The organism is Candidatus Allofontibacter sp., from assembly GCF_038145245.1.
Classification (GTDB): Bacteria; Pseudomonadota; Alphaproteobacteria; order Pelagibacterales; family Pelagibacteraceae; genus Fontibacterium.
On record NZ_JAYQPI010000004.1, the window covers coordinates 1 to 20,362 of the forward strand.

The window sequence follows — 20,362 nt, forward strand, 5'->3', positions numbered from 1 at the left end:
TTGCCAACCCTGATGTCTGATCCTAAAATTTTCATATTTATTCTGAGAACATATATCTATTTTTTAAACATGTTTACAGCAGTTAATGGGTTTTTCATGTTACTTTTCCATATACTAGCTGAACATGCTATATAATTTGCTCCAGCATTTAATATTTTTACATAATTTTTTTGATTAATTCCTCCTATTGCAACAATAGGTTTGTTGATATTCTTTTTAGCCCATCTAATTAAACTCAATTTTGCTCTATATTTTGTTTTTTTAGTTTTGGTTTGATAAAAAGCACCAAAAGCTAAATAGCTTGCTTTATTAGCAGAAGCTTTTGCAGCAAGTATCTTAGAGTTGTGACAAGTTATGCCAATAATTGATTTTTTTTTTAATATTTTTCTTGCAAAGTTTATAGACATATCTTGTTGTCCAAGATGACAACCATCAGCATCTAATATTTTTGCAATATAAGGATCGTCATTTACAATAAAATTAACTTTATATTTTCTAGTAAGTAGTAATATTTTTTTTCCAAGAAATATAATTTTTTTTCTTTTTTGATTTTTAATTCTAAGTTGAAAAAATTTTATAATATTACTTGTGAAAATAAGTTCCAGTTTTTTAAGAAAAATTTTATGATCTAAAATTTTTTCAGGAGAAATTAAGTAAAGAAATTTACTCAATAAATTAAGCCGCTTTTTTTTCTAAATCTAATTTCCACTTTCCAATCGAGGCAAGGCTATTCATTTCAGATCTTATATCAAATACTGCTTGAACAGTGGCTTTGTCATTAATATTCTTTGCCCAAGTTTTTAGTGCACTTTGCTGCAATGCTCTACCGTATGAAAAGGTAAATGCAAACTTTGTATCATTTATTTTATTAATAGAATTAAGATTTTCAGTTGCTTCAATTTCGCTTTGTCCCCCTGAAAGGAAAGCTATTCCAGGAACTTCTTTTGGAACATTTTTTTTTAGGCAATCAAGAGTTTTTTCAGCAACTTCTTCGGTTATATTTTTTTTGCCAGACTCAGAACCGTTTAATATCATGTTTGGTTTTAACACTATTCCTTTCAAATTTACTTTGTGTATGATTAGTTGATTAAAACATTCAGTTAAAACTGAAGAAGTGACATCATAACATTTTCTAATATCATGGTTCCCATCCATCAAAACTTCAGGCTCAACAATTGGAACCATATTTGTATCTTGAACAATAGCAGCATATCTTGCAAGCGCATGCGCATTCGCTACTATCGCAGTTTTTGACGGGTAGATATTTGATATATCATAGACAGCTCTCCATTTAGTAAATCGAGCTCCTAATTTATAATATTCGATTAATCTATCTTTAAGACCATCTAGTCCTTCAGTAATTTTTTCATTATTTGACAGAGCAAGAGGCTTAACCCCTTTATCAACTTTAATTCCAGGAATAATTCCTTGGTCACTTAATAATTTTGAAATAGTTTTACCACTGGATGCAGTTTGTTTTATTGTTTCGTCAAATAATATTACTCCACTTATAAAATTTTGAACTTTTTTAGATGTAAAAATTGCTTCTCGAAATTTTAATCTGTTTATTTCTGTAGAAGGAATCTTTACAGAATCTAATCTTTTAGTCATCGTGCTATTGCTTTCGTCAGCAGCTAAAATTCCTTTGCCTTTTTGTACCATTGCAAGAGCAATAGACTCGATACTATTCATAGAACTAATCTTTTAGTTATTTAAAAATTATTTTTCAAGGACTTTTAGTCCAGGAAGTATTTTTCCTTCAAGCCATTCTAAAAAAGCACCACCTGCAGTTGAGATGTAACTGAAACCATCTTCAGCTTTTGCTTTTTTGATTGCTGCAGCAGTATCTCCACCTCCAGCTATAGATATTAATAATTTTTTTTGAGTATTTACTTTAATTAATTGTGCAACTTTGTTGCTTCCATTAGCAAAAAAGTCTTTTTCAAAAAATCCTAACGGACCATTCCAGAGCAAAGTTTTAGATAAATTAATAATTTCACTAATATTTTTTATTGTATTAGCTCCAATGTCATAAATAATATCATCAGAATCAATTTCAGATAAACTTTTATTTTTTCCTGCAGTATTTTCATTATTTGAAACAATAACATCCTTAGGAATTATTAATTTACAGTTATTATTGTTAGCTGTGTTTATAATTTCTTTTATAGTCTCTTCTTTATTTGGTTCAAATAAAGATTTTCCAATCTTGAAATTATTATATTTTATAAAATTATTGGCCATAGCTCCTCCGATAATCATAAAATCTACTTTTTTAATTAAGTTAGAAATTAAATCAATTTTTGTAGATATTTTTGAGCCACCAATAATACAAGTAACAGGTTTATTTGATTTATTAAAAATTTTTTCTAAAGAATTTAATTCGTTAATGATTGTTTCTCCGGCATACGATTTTACATATTTAGTTATTCCAGTCACAGAAGCGTGAGCCCGATGGGAGCAAGAAAATGCCTCATTTATATAAATATCCGCAAGATCTGCTAATTGTTTTGAAAATTCAGTATCATTTTTCTCTTCTTCTTTGTGGAATCTAATATTTTCTAGAAGAAATAAATCTTTATCTGATTGTTTTATATTATTTTTAGTTTCAATATTTAAGTAATTATCTAAAAAGACAATTTCTTTTTTAAAAATATTCTCTAACTTATTTTTAATTTGATTGAGAGATAATCCATCTTTGCCATTTTTTTGAGGTCTTCCTAAATGGGAACATAAGATAATTTTAGTTCTTTTGGATAATAGCTTATTAATAATATCTTTCATTTTAACGATCTTTGTATCGTCAATTATTTTTCCATCTTTGATTGGAATATTAAAATCTACTCTTAAAAAAATAGTTTTATTCTTAATATCTTCGTTGTTTGAAAGCGTACTTAGATTATTCATTAAAGAGCTTAATTATTTATAATTTTTTTTTATTTCAGATACAATATTTTCAGAAGTAAGACCAAAATGTTTATATATATGTTTGTAAGGAGCGCTTTTCCCAAATGAATTAATTCCAAAAGAGATTCCATTAGATGTATATTTCTCCCAACCTATTGTCACCCCAGCTTCAATTGTTACTCTAAAAGAGCTTTTTCCTAAAATTTTATTTTTATATTCTTGAGATTGTTTTTCAAATAATTCTAAACAAGGCATAGAAATAACTTTCGATTCTATATTTTGCTCAAGTAATTTTTTTTGAACATTTAAAGCTATCTCTACTTCCGATCCAGTTGCAATAATTGTTAGATTGCAATTATCTTTATTAGAGTCACTCAATATGTATCCACCATATTGTGTTAAATTTTCTTTAGATTCTTTTTTTCTAACCATTGGTAAATCTTGTCTCGTAAGAGCAAGAACACTAGGAGATGTATTTGATTTTAATGCTAATTCCCAAGCCTCTAAAGTTTCTATAGAGTCAGCCGGTCTAAATACATTTAAGTTTGGAATCGATCTTAAACTAAATAGTTGTTCTATCGGTTGATGGGTAGGTCCATCCTCTCCAAGGCCGATAGAGTCATGTGTTAGCACATATATAACTCTTTGCTTCATTAAAGCTGCCAATCTAATTGAGGGTTTGCAATAATCAGAGAATATTAAAAATGTTCCCCCATAAGGAATAGTAGTTTGGTCTAGAGCTAAACCATTCATTACACCACACATACCATGTTCCCTTATTCCATAGTGAATGTACGTTCCGTTAAAATTATTGGCTTTGATTATTTTTTGTGATGATGATTTTGTATTATTAGAACCAGTTAAATCTGCAGAACCTCCTATAAGTTCTGGAATAAATGTTGTAATTGCCTCAAGACATGCTTCTGAAGATTTTCTTGTTGCAATAGGTTTTGAATTATCAAAAAATTTATCTTTAATTTGATTAATCTTCTCATTAAAATTTTTCGGTAAATTTCCAGATTTAATTCTTAAAAGTTCCTCTTTTTTATTTTTTTCTAATTTATCAAAATTTTTCTTCCAATTTTCTTCATGTTTTTTTCCAGTAGTAATTAATTTTCTCCATTCTTTTAAAATATCTTCAGGCACTTCAAATGGTTGGTATGGCCATTTAAGTTTTTTTCTAACTAACTCAATTTCAGCACCTCCCAAAGGACTTCCGTGGACTGAAGCCGTATTACTTTTATTTGGAGAGCCATAACCAATGACTGTTTTGCAAGATATAACTGTTGGTTTTTTTGCTTTTTGCGCTTTATTTATAGCTTTAGAAATTTGATTATGATCATGACCATTAATTTCAATTAAATCCCAATTATATGAAGCAAATCTTTTTTTATAGTTATCAGAAATGCTAAGGTTTGTGTTTCCGTCGATAGAAATAGAGTTATTGTCAAAAAATAATATTAAATTTTTAAGCTTTAAGTGTCCAGCCAGACTCATTGCTTCGTGACTAATACCTTCCATTAAGCAACCATCACCAGCAATAACATAAGTCTTGTGATTACAAATCTTTTCACCAAATTTTTTTCTATTAATTTCTTCAGCTAAAGCAAAGCCAACAGCATTAGCAATACCTTGGCCTAAAGGACCTGTGGTTGTTTCTATTCCAGAGTTTTTTTCATACTCAGGATGTCCAGCACAAATAGAATTTAATTGTCTAAAATTTTTAATATCTTCAATTGTAACAGTTTTATAACCAGATAAATATAAAACAGAGTACAACAACATAGAGCCATGACCTGCTGATAAAACAAATCTATCTCTATTGAACCATGAAGGATTAAGAGGGTTAAATTTTAAAAATTTATTAAAAAGAATCGTTGCAACATCAGCCATGCCCATAGGCATACCTGGGTGACCAGAATTTGCTTTTTGTACTGCGTCAATTGACAAAAATCTTATTGCGTTAGCTAGATCTGAGTAATTATTTTTTGCCATGAAACATAGATAGACTTGGATTGCAGGAATTATTATTATGTTTAAGATGCAAATTAAACAATTTTTTTTAGTTTAATGAATTTAAAAAATAAAGAAACACAGCTATTCGAAACTTTAAACAAACTAGATTCAATCGCAGATTTAATTAAAAACTCCAAGGAAGAAAGCAGTTATTTAAAAAAATTGAGTTCTCGGTTAGAAAAAGAAAAAGAAGAATTACATCAAAAGTCAAAAAATTTAGAACAAGAAAAAGATAATATCGTTAATGAATTAAAAGTTTTCGAACAAAAACTAAATAATCAAGACTCAAGTAATCATGAATTATTAAATAAAATTGACCTTATAGAAAAAGAAAATGAGACTATAAAAGATGAGTTAGCTAAAATGGAATTAGAATTAGAGGAGTCCAGATATAAAATAACTGAAACTGAAAATATAAATAAAAATTTGAAAGAAGAGGTAAATTCCGTTCAAAGTGAACTGCAGTCAACAAAAGAACAATTGGAACAAATATTAAAAAATAAAAAAATGTTTGTTAAAAAAATTGATGAATTAAGCCAAGAGACCGATGCTATGTTGGGAGAGTTTGATAAATGGTAAACGTTACTGTTAAGTTTAATAATCGAGATTACATTCTTTCTTGCGAGGATGGGCAAGAACAGGAATTAGAAAAACTATCTTTGCATTTAAATTCAAAGTTTGAACAACTTAAAAATGATCTTGGAAATATTGGCGAAAGTAAACTTTTATTAATTAGCTCTATCCAGGTTATCGATGAGATGTTCACTATTAAAGAGTCTATAGAAAGACTTAAAAAGCAAAACAAGACTTTACTTGATAAATTTAAAGAAATTAAAAGCTTATCAATATTGTATAAGGAAGATAAAGAAAATGAGATTAAAAGTCTTCAAACAGAACTGCAAGACCTTAAAAGTAAAATTTCAGATAATGAAAAGAACTATTCAGAGTCTTTAGAAAAAGTTTCAAATTCAATAAATAATTTTCTAGAAAAAATTAATTAAATTTAATGAAAAAAGAATTAAGGAAATACTTTTTTTCCTTAAGAAGGAAAAAATATTTTAATTTAAAAGAAAAAGATTTTATTCCCCTATTTAAAGAAATTATGAAATATAAAAATAATACCGTTGCTTCATATTATTCTGTGAACTTTGAATTAGATTTAAAAATTTTTAATACATTATTATTTAAAAAAGGAGTCTCATTATCATTACCATTTATTAATCAAAATAATAAATTGATGGAATTTAAAGAATGGAAACTAAATAGTGTTTTGCAATTAAATAAATATGGAATACCGCAAACTTATATCCACGCCAAAACTTTAATACCTGATGTTTTCTTGGTTCCGCTGTTAGCTTTTGATAAATATGGTAATAGGCTTGGTTATGGTTCTGGATATTATGATAAATATTTTAACATGTTAAATAAAAATAAAAAAAAATTTAGTACAATCGGTATTGGTTTTTCATTTCAAAAAAAAGAAAAATTAAAAAAATTAAAAACAGATTTTTGCTTGGATGCAGTTTTTACAGAAAAGGGATTTTTAAATATTTAATGAATTTTTTGTTCTTAGGCGACATTGTTGGTAGATCTGGGAGGGATATAGTTTTATCCGAATTACCAAAAATAAAAACTAAAGAAGAAATAGATTTTGTTATAGTGAATGGAGAAAATGCAGCTGGTGGATATGGAATTACTAAAAAGATTTGTGATGAATTATTTTCTGTTGGCGTTGATGTAATTACTTCTGGAAATCATATTTGGGATCAAAAGGAAACGGCAGATTTTATATCTGCAGAAAAAAGATTACTGAGACCATTGAATTTTATAGAGGGAACTCCAGGATCTGGTTGTGAAATTTATTTTTTAAAAAATAATAAAAAAGTTGCTGTAATTAATATTATGGGAAATGTTTATATGAAAAAAGCAGATGATGTTTTCAATTGTATCTCTCTTAAATTGCAATCATTAAAATTAAAGAAGGATGTAGATTTTATCATCGTTGATATCCACGCTGAGATAACTAGTGAAAAAATGGCTATGGGTCATTTTCTTGATGGTCAAGTAACATTAGTTGTAGGAACGCATAGTCATGTTCCAACTTATGATTTTAGAATTCTAAATAATGGAACTGCTTATCAAACTGATGCTGGGATGTGTGGAGATTATGATTCAGTTATAGGAATGAATAAAGATGCAGCATTAAAAAAATTTTTAAAGCAACCAAATCTTGAACGTTTGGCTCCAGCATTAGGTAAAGGAACTTTGTCTGGAATTAAGGTTATAGCTGATGAAAAGACTGGTCTTGCAAAGGAAATAAAACCTATCACTATTGGCGCTCATTTTAATCAAAGATCATTTTAATATTATGGCAGGTCATTCGCATTTTAAAAATATGATGCACAGAAAGGGACGTGCAGACAAGATACGTTCTAAGCTCTTTACTAAACTTTCAAGAGAAATAACTGTTTCAGCAAAACTTGGAACACCAGACCCAGAAATGAATCCAAGATTGCGAGCCGCTGTTCAAGCAGCACGAGCAGCGAATATGCCAAAAGATAATATTGAAAGAGCTATAAAAAAATCACAAGGTAATATTGACAATACCTATGAATTTTCAAGATATGAGGGATTTGGTCCTGGAAGAACAGGAGTCATTGTAGAAGTACTAACCGACAATAAAAATCGCTCAGTGTCAAATATTAGAACTATATTTCAAAAATTTGGAGGGACTTTAAGCGAATCTGGATCTGTTAGTTATCAATTTGAACAAATAGGGCAAATCAAGATAAAGAAAGAATTAATGAGCGCAAACGATGCTTTAGAACTTGCTATTAATGCAGGGGCAGAAGATTGTGTGACCACAGATCTTTATCATGAAATTAATTGCAAAAAAGAAGAATTTAATTCTGTTAGAGAAGAAATAGAGAAAAAAATTAAAGATTTTAGTTTCGCAGGTCTTATTTGGAATCCTCTTAGTAAAGTTAATTTAGACAAAGAAACATTTACTAAAGTTATAAATTTTTTAGATCAAATAGAAGATGATGACGATGTTCAGAATGTTTTTACGAATTTTGAAGTTGACGAGAAATTACTAGAAGGAGCGAATTAAAAAATTGTTAGTATTTTCTATTGATCCAGGAGTAAGTGGAGCCATCTGTATTTTCAAAAATAAAGATATTTTAGAAATATTTGATGTTCCAACAATGGTTGATGGAAAAAAGAATAAAAGACAAATTAATTCTGCACAAGTTACTCATATATTCAAAAGTTTTTTAAATGAAAGTGATAAAGTTTCAGTAATCGTAGAACAAGTAAATGCTATGCCAGGTCAAGGAGTAACTAGTATGTTTAATTTTGGACAGTCTTTTGGAATTATTAAGGGAATATGTGCGGCACTAGGCTTTCCAATTTATTTTGTAAGACCAGCAAAATGGAAAAAACATTTTAATTTGATTGGATCAGTTAAAGATGCAAGTAGAACAAAAGTAATAGAAATTTACCCAAATATATCTCCAAAGCTTGCCAGAAAAAAAGATTCTAATAAAGCAGATGCAATTTTAATTGGAAAATATTTTATAGACAATTACAAAAACGATAGTTTTTATGGCTAGCATAGTAAAAAAATTTATTTATCAAACCAAAGTTTATTATGAAGATACTGATGCCGGAGGAATAGTTTATTATGCAAATTATTTAAAGTACTTTGAAAGGGCCAGAACTGAGTTAATTTATTCTCTTGGCTATAATCATAAGTATTTGAATGAAGAATTAAAAATTAATATTGTAGTCCATAAGTTTAATATTACATATAAAAAATCTTTTAGATTTGAGGATAAAGTGACCATTGAAACGATTGTCAATAAAGTATCCAACTTAAGAATAGAAATGACACAAAACGCTTTAAGAGATAAAGAAATTATAGCTGAAGCCTTCGTAGAATTAGTCATTATAGATGAACTTGGAAAACCTAAAATAATTTCTGAGGATTTAAAAGCAAAATTAGGCTCCTGCATATAACAAAGCGCTAGATATTTGTCGCGAAGACAAATAAATGACAAGTTTTAAAATTAAAAAACATTAAAACTAAATAAAAATAATTATGAATTTTGCAGCTAGTAACTTTTCTTTTTTTTCATTATTTTTCAAAGCAGATTTTGTTGTTAAATTTGTAATTATTATTTTAATTGCAGCCTCTGTTTATTCTTGGGCAATTATTATTGAAAAATATAAATTATTCAAAAAAATTAATGGAACATCATCATTTTTTGAGGAGCAGTTTTGGTCTTCAAAATCTGCGGACAGTTTATATAAAAAATTAGAGGATTATAATGAAGATCCTATGGCAAATGTATTTAAAGCTGGCATGGATTTTATGATAAAAAATAAATCTAGATCTACAGCCGTTCAAGAAAGAGTTTTGCAAGCTTTGGGTAGCGCAATAGATAAAGAGATGGAAACTGTAGAGAAAAAATTAACTTTTTTAGCTACAGTTGGATCAACAGCTCCATTTATTGGTTTATTTGGAACTGTATGGGGGATTATGAATTCATTTCAATCTATTGCTATCTCTAAAAACACTAGTCTTGCTATTGTAGCGCCAGGAATTGCAGAAGCATTATTTGCAACAGCCTTAGGTTTGTTAGCTGCGATACCAGCAGTTGTTGCTTACAATAAGTTTACTAGTGACTCAAAAAAATATTCAACACGTTTAGAAAATTTTAGCCAATCATTTATTTCTATTACATAAATGGCTTTTAAAATTCAGAACAATAGATCTCGAAAACGAGAACCTATGAGTGAGATAAACGTTACACCATTTGTCGATGTGATGTTGGTTTTATTAATTATTTTTATGATCACAGCGCCAATGTTAACAGCAGGTGTGTCGGTTAATTTACCCGACAGTTCAGCAAATTCATTACCTGATGATAAAGAGCCTTTGACACTTAGTATTAATGCTAAAGGAGAAACTTTTATTCAAGAAACTCAAGTGGAAACAAGTCAGTTAGTTCCTAAAATTTTAGCAATGTCAAAAAATAGAACTGATACTAGAATTTATGTAAGAGGCGATAAAGCTATAGATTATGGAAAAGTTATGGAAGTGATGGGATTGCTTTCAAGAGCTGGCTTTACAAAGGTTGCTTTAATTTCAGGACCACCGCTTTCTAAACGTAAAAAATAACTTGATGCAAAAGAGCCTTAAAATTTCTTTTATAGCTCATTTTATTATTCTTATTATTAGCAGTGTCACGCTACCTTTTTTAATGGGTAGAGTGCAGGCACCTTTGGTTATATCTGTAGATCTTGTTCAAATTGGAGATAGAACAAATATTCCTTATGCACCCAAAGTCTCCGATGGAGAAAAAACTGATAAAAAAATAAAAGATAGAGTTGTAACTGGACAAGCACCGCCTAAGATCGTGCCAAAAGAAAAACCAGATGCTGTTCCTTTACCAGAAAATATAAAAAAAATTAAAGAATTATTAGAAAAAAGACAAAACCCAGTTAAAGTTGAAGAATTAAAAAAACAAACTTCTGAATTTGAAAAAAAAGAAATTTTTGATCCAAATAAGATTTCTGCACTTATAGATAAATCTAAAAAAGACAATGCAGAAGCTAATAATAAACCAAGTTTAGAAGCTACTCAGAGCCAGCAAAAAAATATAGTCACATCTAAACTAACAATAACTCAAGAAGACGCCATTAAAGCTCAAATATTTAAATGTTGGAATATACCCATTGGACTTCCATATAATGAGAATTTAACAGTTAGAATAAAGATTAAACTTAATCCTGACGGTTCATTAGTTAGTAGTGAAATTTTAGATCAAGCTAGAATGAGTATGACTGGACAAACATATTATAAGATATTAGCAGAGAGTGCATTGAGAGCTGTTAAATTATGCAATCCTCTTAAAGTACCCTCCAGCGGATATGAAAAGTGGAAAGAAATGCAATTAAACTTTGACGCTAAAGAAATGTTAAAAGGCTAATATGAAATATAAAATTTTTACAATTTTTGCTTTATTTTTTATATTAACAGTAAAATCATTTGCGCTTGTTTCAGTTGATATTACAAGAGGCAATTTAGATCCTTTGCCAACAGCGATCTCAGATTTTTATTTAGACTCAAAATTAAATGATAATATAAAAAAATTACAACTTGAAAGTAAAATTCCTGAACTTATAAAAAATAATCTTTCAAGATCGGGTTTATTTTTTGCACTAGAGAAAAAATCTTTTATACAAAAACCAGAACTTGCTCATAATAAACCAAGATTTGAAGATTGGGCTTTTATAAAAGCTCAAGTACTTGTAACTGGGAAAATTTCATTAGAAAAAGAAAATAGATTGAGAGTTGAATTTAAATTATGGGATGTCGTATCAGCAAATGAATTATCAGCTTTAGCTTTTTATACCGCACCTGATAATTGGAGAAGGGTATCTCATATGATTTCAGATAAGATTTATGAAAGATTAACAGGAGAAAAAGGTTATTTTGATACTAGAATAATTTACGTGGCTGAGAGTGGTCCAAAAGTAGATAGAAAAAAAAGATTAGCAATAATGGATCAAGATGGTTTTGGAGTAAAATATTTAACGCTAGGTAATGAATTAGTCTTAACTCCTAGATTTAACCCTACAAGTCAGCATGTAACTTATATGTCTTACTTTAAGAATTTACCTAGAGTTTACTTATTAAATCTTGAAACTGGAATCCAAGATTTAGTTGGTGATTTTCCAGGAATGACTTTTGCTCCTCGCTTTTCACCTGATGGTAAAAAAATAATCATGAGTTTTGCACAGGAAGGTAACTCTGATATTTATACAATGGATATTAAAACTAGAATTGTTGAAAAAATAACAGATCATCCTTCAATAGATACTTCGCCTTCTTATTCCCCAGATGGTTCTTATATTGCATTTAATTCTGATCGTAGTGGATTTCAGCAAATTTACACAATGAAGAGTGATGGCTCAAACGTGAAAAGAATATCATTTGGAGAGGGACTTTATGGAACTCCAGTTTGGTCACCAAGAGGAGATTTGATTGCTTTTACCAAATTATATAGGAATAAATTTTATATAGGAGTGATGAGATCAGATGGTTCTGGTGAAAGATTATTGACGGAAAATTATTATCAAGAAGCGCCTTCATGGGCTCCCAATGGAAGAGTGCTTATATTTTACCGAGAAACTGCATCTGACAGTGGCGGAAGAGGAGGTGGAGCAAAATTATGGTCTATTGATTTAACAGGTTATAATGAAAGATTAATTCCAACTCCAACAGATGCATCAGATCCATCTTGGTCAGGATTGTTGTCTGGAAAATAATTAAATTATTAGTTGCATTAACTTATTTATTGAATTAACAAAAGAATTTGAAAAATAATAAAAATAATGGAAGGAAATAGTAATGTTATCAAACAATCTAGGTAAAGTTGCTCTAAGTCTCGTAGTAGCTTTATTTTTAGGTGCTTGTGCAACACAACAAGCAACAACAACAACAAAAAGTGATGATGCTTATACTGGAACAGAAACAGTTAAATTCTTAGCTGATGGAGTGCCAGATAGAGTATTTTTTGCAACTAACAAATCAGAATTGACTTCAGCTGCAACTGCAACTCTTGCAAAACAAGCTACATATTTAAAAGCAAACCCAACTTTAAATGTGGTTCTTGAAGGTCACGCCGATGAAAGAGGAACAAGAGAATACAACTTGGCCCTTGGCGAAAGAAGAGCAACAGCAGCTAAAAACTTCTTAATCAGCAATGGTATTGCTGCAAATAGAATTAAGGTTATTAGCTACGGTAAAGAAAAACCTGCTAATCCAGCTTCAAACGTTTTGGCATGGTCGCAAAACCGAAGAGCTGTAACAGTTAAAACTAACTAATATTAAAAACTTTATAAAAGACCCTAATGATAAACTCATTAGGGTCTTTTTTTTGCCATTTAAATTAAATACAATAAATAAGAATGTTTTTTAAAAAAAACTTTTTACTAAAAATCATAATTATTTTCTTTTTTGCGAAATTTGCTTATGCGCAACAAGATAATAAAACAAATGAATTATTAGATAGATTAGAAAAGATTCAAAAAGATATTCAAACCTTAGAGAAAGCTGTTTATAGTAAAAATGCTGCTTTACCTTCAGATAATATTGCGGTCAACGAAGCTTTAACTAGACAATTAGCTAAAATTTCAGAACTGGAAAAGCAAATACAGCAAATGACATCAAAGTTTGAAGAAAATAATTATAAACTTCAGCAGTTGTCAGATCGGTTAAATAAAGTTTCAAATGATAATCAATTAAGATTTCAACAATTAGAAAATAATAAAATTATTAGTGAAAAAGTAAGCGCTCCTAAAGAAGTTACAATAGAAAATAATATTCCGCCTGTTAAAAAAAATGAAACTAATATTTTAAATTCTGAAGAAGTTATAATCGAAGAAGAGATTAACTCAGAAAAAGAAAAAGTTAATCAAGACCAAGAAAAAGTAACCGAGTCTGAAAATATAAAATTAAAAGAAAAAGTTAATAAACCTAAAACAAAAATTTTGCCAAAAGCTTCAACTGCTGAACAATATAAATATGCAATGAATATCATGAAAAATGGAGATTTTGAAAAAGCTGAGACTGCTTTTAAAGAATTTGTAGATACTCATCCAAAGCATGAACTCGCAGGAAGCGCACAATTTTGGTATGCGGAAACATTTTACATAAGACAACTTTATGATGACGCTGCGACAGCTTTTTTAGACGGTTATCAAAAATATCCTAATAGTCCAAAAGCTCCAGAGAATTTATTAAAATTAGGCGTCACTCTTGCAGAACTTGGTGAAATTGAACAAGGTTGTAAGATGATTATTAATTTAAAAAAAGCATATCCTAAGACTGATGCTGCAATTTTACAAAAATCATCTTATGAAAAGAAAAGATTTAATTGTGGTAAATCTTAAGCTATTAGAAGTTAAAAAAATAAATCAGATTTATTTTCATTTCAGAGAAAAAATTTCATCTTTTGTTGGCAAAGAAAAATTTGCTATTGCGGTATCCGGAGGTAGCGATAGTTTGGCTTTAAGTGTGCTTGCAAAGTTGTATTCATTAGAGAATGATAATGATTTTGTTGCTTTAATTATTGATCATAAATTAAGAAAAAATTCTACTAATGAAGCAAAACAAACTTATTTAAATTTAACAAAAAATAAGATCAAAGCGAAAATTTTAAGTTATCAGGGTAAAAGATTTTTTTCTAATATCCAAAAAAAAGCTAGAGATTTACGATATGATTTGTTTGAGAAATATTGTGAAAAAAATAAAATTAAATTTCTAATTCTTGCCCATCATCAAGATGATTTAATTGAAAATTTTTATATAAGATTAATTAGAGGCAGCGGTATAAAAGGCTTAACATCATTACAAAATATTTTTGAATTTAACAAAAATTTTTATCTTTTAAGACCTTTATTAAATTTTAATAAACAAGAATTATTAAATGTGACTAAAGCATCTTATTCATCATGGATTAAAGACCCATCAAATAAAAATGATAAATTTTTAAGAGTTAGAATTAGAAAAATCCAAAGCAAATTGCAGAAAGAAGGATTTGACCCAAAACGTATTATTAAAACTATTGAAAATCTTAATACTGCAAAGAATTCACTAGAATTTTATATTTTTAAATCAGAAAAAAAGTATCTAAATTTTTATAAAGAAGGTTATGCAACTCTTAAGTCTTCTATTTTTAAAAATGAAGCACAAGAAGTAATTTTTAGAACTCTTATTAAAGCAATTCATTTTGTTTCTGGCGAATATTATCCGCCAAGATCGGACAGTTTAAAAACTTTAATGAAAAATTTATCGACAAAATCTTATAAATCATCAACTTTAGGAGGATGCTTAATTGAAAAAAATAAAAATTTAATTTCATTTTTTAGAGAAGATAGAAATGTTGCCGTTGAAACTTTAAATAAAGTAAAACAAAAAAAAAATTGGGATGATCGTTTTTTAGTTTGTAAAAATTTTAACAATCAACAACAATTTGTTGTCAAAAGATTAGGAACTGATGGGATTGAATATTTAAAAAAAAATAAATTCAATTATATGAGCAAGATTCCAGCACAAGCAAAAAAAACTTTACCGTCTTTTTGGAATAATAATGGGGAATTGTTATTTGTTCCTTTCCTTAATTTTAAGAACAGAAAATACAATATAAAAAATGATAGTTTTGCAGTAACTTATCTCAGATTTATTTGAGAATAGTACTTGTTTAATTTAAAATAATGACTACTTTTAAAGTATGAATTTGCGTAATTTAATGATGTGGGGCGTAATCGTTCTACTCGTTTTAGGACTATATAATCTTTTTCAAAATCCAGGTTCAATTACTGGTAAAACTGAAATGCCTTTTTCTACTTTCTTAACAGAAGTAGACAAAGGTAACGTTGCATCAGTTGACATTAGAGGAAATGAAATTTCAGGAAGTTTTAGAGATGGCAAAGGTTTTAAAACTTATTCTCCAAATTATCCAAATCTAGTAGAAAAATTATCAGCAAAAGGTGTTTCAATTACTGCTGGACCTAGAGAAGAAAAGGGACCTTCATTGTGGGGAGTAATATTATCATGGTTTCCGATGTTGCTACTTATTGGAGTGTGGATATTTTTCATGCGTCAGATGCAAGGTGGCAAAGGTGGAGCTATGGGATTTGGAAGGTCTAAAGCAAAATTACTAACTGAGGCTCATGGTAGAGTAACATTCCAAGATGTTGCTGGAGTTGAAGAGGCAAAAGAAGAATTAGAAGAAATTGTTCATTTTTTAAAAGACCCTAGAAAATTTCAAAAATTAGGAGGAAGAATTCCAAAAGGCGCTTTACTTGTGGGACCTCCAGGAACTGGTAAGACTTTATTAGCAAGAGCAATTGCCGGAGAAGCAAATGTTCCTTTCTTTACAATTTCAGGTTCAGACTTTGTAGAAATGTTTGTTGGAGTTGGAGCATCTAGAGTTAGAGATATGTTTGAACAAGGAAAAAAGAGCGCTCCTTGTATTATATTCATAGATGAGATTGATGCTGTTGGTAGAAGTAGAGGTGCTGGATTAGGCGGTGGTAACGATGAGAGAGAACAAACATTAAATCAGCTGCTTGTTGAAATGGATGGATTTGAAACTAATGATGGAGTGATTTTAATTGCTGCAACAAACAGACCAGATGTTTTAGATCCTGCTTTACTGAGACCAGGTCGTTTTGATAGACAAGTTGTTGTATCTAACCCAGATATTATTGGCAGAGAAGCTATTTTAAAAGTTCATCTTAAAAAGATTACAACTGGTCCAGACGTAAATCCCAAAGTTATAGCAAGAGGTACGCCTGGTTTTTCAGGTGCCGATCTTGCAAATATTGTTAATGAATCCGCTTTGCTTGCTGCAAGAAAAAATAAAAGAATTGTTACTATGTCTGATCTTGAAGAAGCTAAAGATAAAGTCATGATGGGGGCAGAAAGAAGATCTATGATCATGACAGAAGAAGAAAAAACTTTAACTGCTTATCATGAAGGCGGACATGCAGTTGTCGCTTTATATGAGCAAACTTCTGATCCAATTCATAAAGCAACAATTATTCCAAGAGGCAGAGCTTTAGGTATGGTAATGAGACTTCCAGAAAGAGATCAATTGTCTGTAACCAGAGAAAAAATGTACGGAGATATTTCTGTTGCAATGGGAGGAAGAATTGCTGAGGAAATGATTTTTGGTTATGACAAAGTTACCTCTGGAGCATCATCTGACATCGAAATGGTAACAAAAATGGCAAAAAATATGGTCACAAGATATGGAATGAGTGATCAATTAGGACCTATTGCTTATCAAGAAAATGAAGAAGAAGTATTTTTAGGAAGATCTGTTTCTAGACAGCAAAACGTTTCAGAAGAAACGGCTAAAAAAATTGATGCTGAAGTTAAAAAAATTGTCGAGTCCGGATATACAAGAGCTAAAAAAATATTATCCGAGAAAATTGACGACCTTCATAAAGTTGCAAAAGCTTTATTAACATATGAAACGTTATCAGGTGAAGAAATTAAGAAAATAGTTTTTGAAAATATTTATCCAAAACGTCTATCTGCAAAAGAAGAGGTTAGTACCACTAAGAAAAAATTAGGTAGCGCTTTAGGAACGATAGGTTTAAAGCCTAATACGCAAAGTTAATCTAACTTTTCTTCCATGAAGGGCACTTATATAAGGCCAACAAATATAGTTTATGGCCAAAAGGCCAATTATTTTATTCAAAATGGAACAGCCAAAAGTCTTTGCGGACTTGAAAATTTGGGATTTTTATCAGTAGAAATTTTAAAAAGACAATCAGATTCAAATATAGTTGAAGAATATAGTGTTCAAGAAATAGAAAATTTAGAATTTAAAAATGAAATACAAAGTGATTTGGATAAAATAACATTCAAAAGGAGTAATATTTTAAATTTAGATCTTAAAAATCCTATTTTAATGGGAGTCTTAAATGTTACTCCAGACAGTTTTTCTGATGGAGGAAAATATAATAATACTTTTAGAGCACTTGATCATGTAAAAGACATGATAGACTTTGGAGCACATATTATTGATGTTGGTGGAGAGTCGACAAGACCTGGTGCTAAATCAGTTAGCGAGCAAGATGAAATAGCAAGAGTATCAGACACAATTCAATTAATAAAAAATAAATATCCAAAACAATTAGTTTCAATAGACACAAGAAAATCTAAAGTTATGCAACATGGATTAAGTATTGGAGTTGATATAATTAATGATGTTTCTGCATTAGATTTCGATGAACAATCTTATCAAGTTGTAAAAGATTCTGGAAAACCAATTATTTTAAATCATTCACAAGGTATACCGGAGAATATGCAAAATAATCCAACTTATGAAAATGTGTTACTAGATATCTTTGATTATTTTGAGAAAAAAATTAAATTTTTAAAAGATAATGGAATTAAAGATGAACAAATTATTATTGATCCAGGAATTGGTTTTGGAAAAACTTTAGAACATAACTTAGAAATTATTTCTAAGATTTCACTTTTTCATAGTTTAGGTTATCCGATAATGGTGGGGCCTTCGCGAAAAAGTTTTATAGGTAAAATTATGGGAGAAAAAGATAATCCTCAAAGATTAGGGGGCACAATTGGCTCTGTTTTGTATTCTTATTTACAAGGTATTCAGCTATTTAGAGTTCATGATATACAAGAAACCAACGAAGCTCTTAAAGTTTATTCACAATTTTTAAAAAAATAATAATGAAAAAATATTTTGGAACTGACGGTATTAGAGGAGAAGTTAATAAGGGAAACATTACAGGAGAAATGTTCTTTAGATTTGGTCTTGCTGCTGGAACGTATTTTTCTAATCAAAACAAGCAAAGGCATAAAGCAATTATCGCAAAAGATACACGTTTATCAGGTTATATGCTTGAACCTGCTTTAGTATCAGGACTTATTTCTTCTGGTATGGATGTTTTATTGCTTGGACCATTACCAACTAATGGACTTGCGATGTTAACAAAATCTATGAAAGCAGATCTTGGAATTATGTTAACAGCATCACACAATCCCCATATCGACAATGGATTAAAACTTTTTGGTCCTGACGGAATGAAACTTTCTGACAAAGTAGAAAAGCAAATCGAAAAATTAATCGATGATAAAATAGAAAAATATTTAGTTAAGCCAAATTTATTAGGAAGAGCAAAAAGGTTAGAAGATGCAACTGAAAATTACATAGGAATATTAAAAAACATTTTTTCGAGATCATTTAATTTGTCAGGAGTTAAAATATTCTTAGATTGCGCTAATGGCGCTGCATATAAATCTGCACCTGCTTTGCTTCGTGAATTAGGAGCTGAAGTTATAGCTATTGGAATTAACCCAGACGGTTTTAATATTAATAAAAATTGCGGTTCTACACATCCAGAACTTATTCAACAATCAGTAAAAACTCATAAAGCAGATATTGGTATAGCGTTTGATGGGGATGCGGATCGGGTCATTATGTGCGATGAAAAAGGAGATATTATTGATGGAGATCAAATTATTGCAATGATTGCGAAAAATTGGAAAAAGAAAAAAATCTTAAAAGGAGGCGTAGTTGGAACATTAATGACTAATCTAGGATTAGAAAATTATTTTAAAGATAATAATATTAAATTTTATAGAGCAGATGTTGGTGACCGATATGTTAAAGAAAAAATGAATAGTTTGAAATACAATTTGGGAGGAGAACAATCAGGACATATTATTCTTGGAAATTTCGCAACGACAGGAGATGGCTTATTAGTTGCTTTAGAAGTTTTAAATTCTTTAAAAAATAATGGCAAAGCAAGTAAGGTATTTTCAGTATTTAAAAAAGTTCCACAAGTATTAGAAAATATTAAGGTTAAGAATAAAAATATTGTTGAAAATAAATCTTTAAAATCAAAAATTGATCAAATTGATAAAAATTTAAAACAGGAAGGTAGATTATTAGTTAGAAAATCAGGAACTGAAAATCTTGTTAGAATAATGGTTGAAAGTTCAGATAAAAAATTAATTAAAGACACTGTAAGTGAAGTAAAGAAACTAATTATGAATTACGTTTAACATTGAAACTAAACTCCAAACTATTAATTATTGCAGGTTCAGACTCTAGTGGTGGAGCTGGTATTCAAGCAGATATAAAAACAGCCACGTCTCTCGGTGTTTATGCAATGACAGCAATTACTGCAATTACTGCTCAAAATACAACAGGAGTAAAATCAATTGTTGCTATTCCTCCAAAAGAAATTTTTAATCAAATTTCATTTTCAGTTAAAGATATTAAGCCAAATTCCGTGAAAATCGGCATGTTGCATAATATAGGTGTCATAAAAGTAGTGATAAAAGCTATTAAAAAAAATAAATTAAAAAACATTGTGATAGATCCTGTGATGGTTGCAAAAGGAGGTCACAAGTTAATAAGTAGTAGTTCTATTAATTATCTTAGAAAAAAACTATTACCCTTTGCATTATTAGTAACGCCAAACATTCCAGAAGCCGAAACATTAATAAAAAAAAAAATTAATAACTTAGAGGATGTAATTAATGCTGGAAAAGAAATACTAAAGTTTGGACCTAAGTTTGTACTTATAAAAGGAGGACATAATAATAAATCTATTATTGAGGATGTACTAGTTTCAAAAGAAAATATTAAAATCTTTAAGAATAAAAAAATTAAAACTAAAAATACGCATGGTACAGGTTGTACATTATCAAGTGCAATCGCTTCTTTTATTTCCAAAAATTATAATATGAACGAATCGTGCAAGCGATCTATTCAGTATGTACATAAAGCAATTTTATTAAATCCAAAATTTGGAAGAGGACATGGGCCAATTAATCATATGGCTTTATTAAATTAAATAATTTAGATCTTTATCG

The 20,362-nt window shown here is 29.3% G+C and carries 22 protein-coding genes; 18 read left to right on the plus strand and 4 right to left on the minus strand.

Annotation, left to right across the window (positions count from 1 at the left end):
• Nucleotides 1-56: 56 nt before the first annotated feature.
• Genes thiE through tkt form a run of 4 tightly spaced genes read right to left on the minus strand, consistent with a single transcriptional unit; the run spans nucleotide 57 to nucleotide 4,902 of the window.
• Nucleotides 57-671: a thiamine phosphate synthase gene (gene thiE / locus AC8IGH_RS01395; RefSeq protein WP_507418928.1), complete on the minus strand. Its 615-nt coding sequence runs from the start codon at nucleotides 669-671 to the stop codon at nucleotides 57-59.
• A gap of 4 nt (nucleotides 672-675) precedes the next feature.
• Nucleotides 676-1,692, minus strand: a complete 1,017-nt coding sequence (locus tag AC8IGH_RS01400; RefSeq protein ID WP_507418929.1) for a class I fructose-bisphosphate aldolase — start codon at nucleotides 1,690-1,692, stop codon at nucleotides 676-678.
• A 27-nt stretch (nucleotides 1,693-1,719) separates the two neighbouring features.
• Nucleotides 1,720-2,907 carry a phosphoglycerate kinase gene (locus AC8IGH_RS01405; protein WP_507418930.1) on the minus strand — a complete coding sequence of 396 codons (1,188 nt, stop codon included), beginning with the start codon at nucleotides 2,905-2,907 and terminating at the stop codon, nucleotides 1,720-1,722.
• Nucleotides 2,908-2,919: 12 nt separating this feature from the next.
• Nucleotides 2,920-4,902, minus strand: coding sequence for a transketolase (gene tkt, locus AC8IGH_RS01410; protein ID WP_507418931.1), 1,983 nt, complete (start codon nucleotides 4,900-4,902; stop codon nucleotides 2,920-2,922).
• 75 nt (nucleotides 4,903-4,977) lie between these two features.
• Between tkt and AC8IGH_RS01415 the strand changes: the two genes are divergently transcribed.
• The 18 genes from AC8IGH_RS01415 (at nucleotide 4,978) to thiD (ending at nucleotide 20,343) form a co-directional block, all read left to right on the plus strand.
• Nucleotides 4,978-5,502, plus strand: coding sequence for a hypothetical protein (locus tag AC8IGH_RS01415; protein WP_507418932.1), 525 nt, complete (start codon nucleotides 4,978-4,980; stop codon nucleotides 5,500-5,502).
• Complete coding sequence (locus tag AC8IGH_RS01420) at nucleotides 5,496-5,924, plus strand: cell division protein ZapA (protein WP_507418933.1); 429 nt, start codon at nucleotides 5,496-5,498, stop codon at nucleotides 5,922-5,924. The genes AC8IGH_RS01415 and AC8IGH_RS01420 overlap by 7 nt, the downstream gene beginning before the upstream one ends.
• A 5-nt stretch (nucleotides 5,925-5,929) precedes the next feature.
• A complete protein-coding gene (locus AC8IGH_RS01425) occupies nucleotides 5,930-6,478 on the plus strand; it encodes a 5-formyltetrahydrofolate cyclo-ligase (RefSeq protein WP_507418934.1) in 549 nt (182 codons plus the stop codon).
• On the plus strand, nucleotides 6,478-7,287 hold the full coding sequence (locus AC8IGH_RS01430) for a TIGR00282 family metallophosphoesterase (protein ID WP_507418935.1): 810 nt from the start codon (nucleotides 6,478-6,480) through the stop codon (nucleotides 7,285-7,287). The genes AC8IGH_RS01425 and AC8IGH_RS01430 overlap by 1 nt, the downstream gene beginning before the upstream one ends.
• A gap of 4 nt (nucleotides 7,288-7,291) precedes the next feature.
• On the plus strand, nucleotides 7,292-8,035 hold the full coding sequence (locus AC8IGH_RS01435; RefSeq protein ID WP_507418936.1) for a YebC/PmpR family DNA-binding transcriptional regulator: 744 nt from the start codon (nucleotides 7,292-7,294) through the stop codon (nucleotides 8,033-8,035).
• 4 nt (nucleotides 8,036-8,039) lie between these two features.
• Nucleotides 8,040-8,537 carry a crossover junction endodeoxyribonuclease gene (locus AC8IGH_RS01440; protein WP_507418937.1) on the plus strand — a complete coding sequence of 166 codons (498 nt, stop codon included), beginning with the start codon at nucleotides 8,040-8,042 and terminating at the stop codon, nucleotides 8,535-8,537.
• A complete protein-coding gene (locus tag AC8IGH_RS01445; protein WP_507418938.1) occupies nucleotides 8,530-8,943 on the plus strand; it encodes a YbgC/FadM family acyl-CoA thioesterase in 414 nt (137 codons plus the stop codon). Before AC8IGH_RS01440 ends, AC8IGH_RS01445 begins: the two co-directional genes overlap by 8 nt.
• A gap of 82 nt (nucleotides 8,944-9,025) precedes the next feature.
• Nucleotides 9,026-9,673 (plus strand): protein TolQ, encoded by a 648-nt coding sequence (gene tolQ, locus AC8IGH_RS01450; protein WP_507418939.1) that lies wholly within the window; start codon nucleotides 9,026-9,028, stop codon nucleotides 9,671-9,673.
• Nucleotides 9,674-10,108 carry a protein TolR gene (tolR, locus tag AC8IGH_RS01455; RefSeq protein WP_507418940.1) on the plus strand — a complete coding sequence of 145 codons (435 nt, stop codon included), beginning with the start codon at nucleotides 9,674-9,676 and terminating at the stop codon, nucleotides 10,106-10,108.
• Between the two features lie 4 nt (nucleotides 10,109-10,112).
• Nucleotides 10,113-10,919, plus strand: a complete 807-nt coding sequence (gene tolA / locus AC8IGH_RS01460; RefSeq protein WP_507418941.1) for a cell envelope integrity protein TolA — start codon at nucleotides 10,113-10,115, stop codon at nucleotides 10,917-10,919.
• A 1-nt stretch (nucleotide 10,920) separates the two neighbouring features.
• Nucleotides 10,921-12,261: a Tol-Pal system beta propeller repeat protein TolB gene (tolB, locus tag AC8IGH_RS01465; RefSeq protein WP_507418942.1), complete on the plus strand. Its 1,341-nt coding sequence runs from the start codon at nucleotides 10,921-10,923 to the stop codon at nucleotides 12,259-12,261.
• Between the two features lie 82 nt (nucleotides 12,262-12,343).
• Nucleotides 12,344-12,820, plus strand: coding sequence for a peptidoglycan-associated lipoprotein Pal (pal, locus tag AC8IGH_RS01470; RefSeq protein ID WP_507418943.1), 477 nt, complete (start codon nucleotides 12,344-12,346; stop codon nucleotides 12,818-12,820).
• 83 nt (nucleotides 12,821-12,903) lie between these two features.
• Nucleotides 12,904-13,887 carry a tol-pal system protein YbgF gene (ybgF, locus tag AC8IGH_RS01475; protein ID WP_507418944.1) on the plus strand — a complete coding sequence of 328 codons (984 nt, stop codon included), beginning with the start codon at nucleotides 12,904-12,906 and terminating at the stop codon, nucleotides 13,885-13,887.
• Nucleotides 13,853-15,184 carry a tRNA lysidine(34) synthetase TilS gene (gene tilS, locus AC8IGH_RS01480; protein ID WP_507418945.1) on the plus strand — a complete coding sequence of 444 codons (1,332 nt, stop codon included), beginning with the start codon at nucleotides 13,853-13,855 and terminating at the stop codon, nucleotides 15,182-15,184. Before ybgF ends, tilS begins: the two co-directional genes overlap by 35 nt.
• A 43-nt stretch (nucleotides 15,185-15,227) precedes the next feature.
• Nucleotides 15,228-17,126 (plus strand): ATP-dependent zinc metalloprotease FtsH, encoded by a 1,899-nt coding sequence (ftsH, locus tag AC8IGH_RS01485; RefSeq protein ID WP_507418946.1) that lies wholly within the window; start codon nucleotides 15,228-15,230, stop codon nucleotides 17,124-17,126.
• A gap of 15 nt (nucleotides 17,127-17,141) precedes the next feature.
• Nucleotides 17,142-18,206 carry a dihydropteroate synthase gene (gene folP, locus AC8IGH_RS01490; RefSeq protein WP_507418947.1) on the plus strand — a complete coding sequence of 355 codons (1,065 nt, stop codon included), beginning with the start codon at nucleotides 17,142-17,144 and terminating at the stop codon, nucleotides 18,204-18,206.
• A 2-nt stretch (nucleotides 18,207-18,208) separates the two neighbouring features.
• Nucleotides 18,209-19,546 (plus strand): phosphoglucosamine mutase, encoded by a 1,338-nt coding sequence (gene glmM, locus AC8IGH_RS01495; protein ID WP_507418948.1) that lies wholly within the window; start codon nucleotides 18,209-18,211, stop codon nucleotides 19,544-19,546.
• Nucleotides 19,547-19,548: 2 nt separating this feature from the next.
• Entirely contained in the window at nucleotides 19,549-20,343 is a 795-nt protein-coding gene (gene thiD / locus AC8IGH_RS01500) for a bifunctional hydroxymethylpyrimidine kinase/phosphomethylpyrimidine kinase (protein ID WP_507418949.1), read from the plus strand.
• Nucleotides 20,344-20,362: the final 19 nt, after the last annotated feature.

Bases quoted from the DNA above. Each gene is read 5' to 3' on its own strand.
- AC8IGH_RS01400 (WP_507418929.1), bottom strand. From the start codon at position 1,692: ATGAATAGTATCGAGTCTATTGCTCTTGCAATGGTACAAAAAGGCAAA.
- AC8IGH_RS01405 (WP_507418930.1), bottom strand. From the start codon at position 2,907: ATGAATAATCTAAGTACGCTTTCAAACAACGAAGATATTAAGAATAAA.
- tkt (WP_507418931.1), bottom strand. From the start codon at position 4,902: ATGGCAAAAAATAATTACTCAGATCTAGCTAACGCAATAAGATTTTTG.
- AC8IGH_RS01415 (WP_507418932.1), top strand. From the start codon at position 4,978: ATGAATTTAAAAAATAAAGAAACACAGCTATTCGAAACTTTAAACAAA.
- AC8IGH_RS01420 (WP_507418933.1), top strand. From the start codon at position 5,496: ATGGTAAACGTTACTGTTAAGTTTAATAATCGAGATTACATTCTTTCT.
- AC8IGH_RS01425 (WP_507418934.1), top strand. From the start codon at position 5,930: ATGAAAAAAGAATTAAGGAAATACTTTTTTTCCTTAAGAAGGAAAAAA.
- AC8IGH_RS01430 (WP_507418935.1), top strand. From the start codon at position 6,478: ATGAATTTTTTGTTCTTAGGCGACATTGTTGGTAGATCTGGGAGGGAT.
- AC8IGH_RS01435 (WP_507418936.1), top strand. From the start codon at position 7,292: ATGGCAGGTCATTCGCATTTTAAAAATATGATGCACAGAAAGGGACGT.
- AC8IGH_RS01445 (WP_507418938.1), top strand. From the start codon at position 8,530: ATGGCTAGCATAGTAAAAAAATTTATTTATCAAACCAAAGTTTATTAT.
- tolQ (WP_507418939.1), top strand. From the start codon at position 9,026: ATGAATTTTGCAGCTAGTAACTTTTCTTTTTTTTCATTATTTTTCAAA.
- tolR (WP_507418940.1), top strand. From the start codon at position 9,674: ATGGCTTTTAAAATTCAGAACAATAGATCTCGAAAACGAGAACCTATG.
- tolA (WP_507418941.1), top strand. From the start codon at position 10,113: ATGCAAAAGAGCCTTAAAATTTCTTTTATAGCTCATTTTATTATTCTT.
- tolB (WP_507418942.1), top strand. From the start codon at position 10,921: ATGAAATATAAAATTTTTACAATTTTTGCTTTATTTTTTATATTAACA.
- pal (WP_507418943.1), top strand. From the start codon at position 12,344: ATGTTATCAAACAATCTAGGTAAAGTTGCTCTAAGTCTCGTAGTAGCT.
- ybgF (WP_507418944.1), top strand. From the start codon at position 12,904: ATGTTTTTTAAAAAAAACTTTTTACTAAAAATCATAATTATTTTCTTT.
- tilS (WP_507418945.1), top strand. From the start codon at position 13,853: ATGAAAAGAAAAGATTTAATTGTGGTAAATCTTAAGCTATTAGAAGTT.
- ftsH (WP_507418946.1), top strand. From the start codon at position 15,228: ATGAATTTGCGTAATTTAATGATGTGGGGCGTAATCGTTCTACTCGTT.
- folP (WP_507418947.1), top strand. From the start codon at position 17,142: ATGAAGGGCACTTATATAAGGCCAACAAATATAGTTTATGGCCAAAAG.
- glmM (WP_507418948.1), top strand. From the start codon at position 18,209: ATGAAAAAATATTTTGGAACTGACGGTATTAGAGGAGAAGTTAATAAG.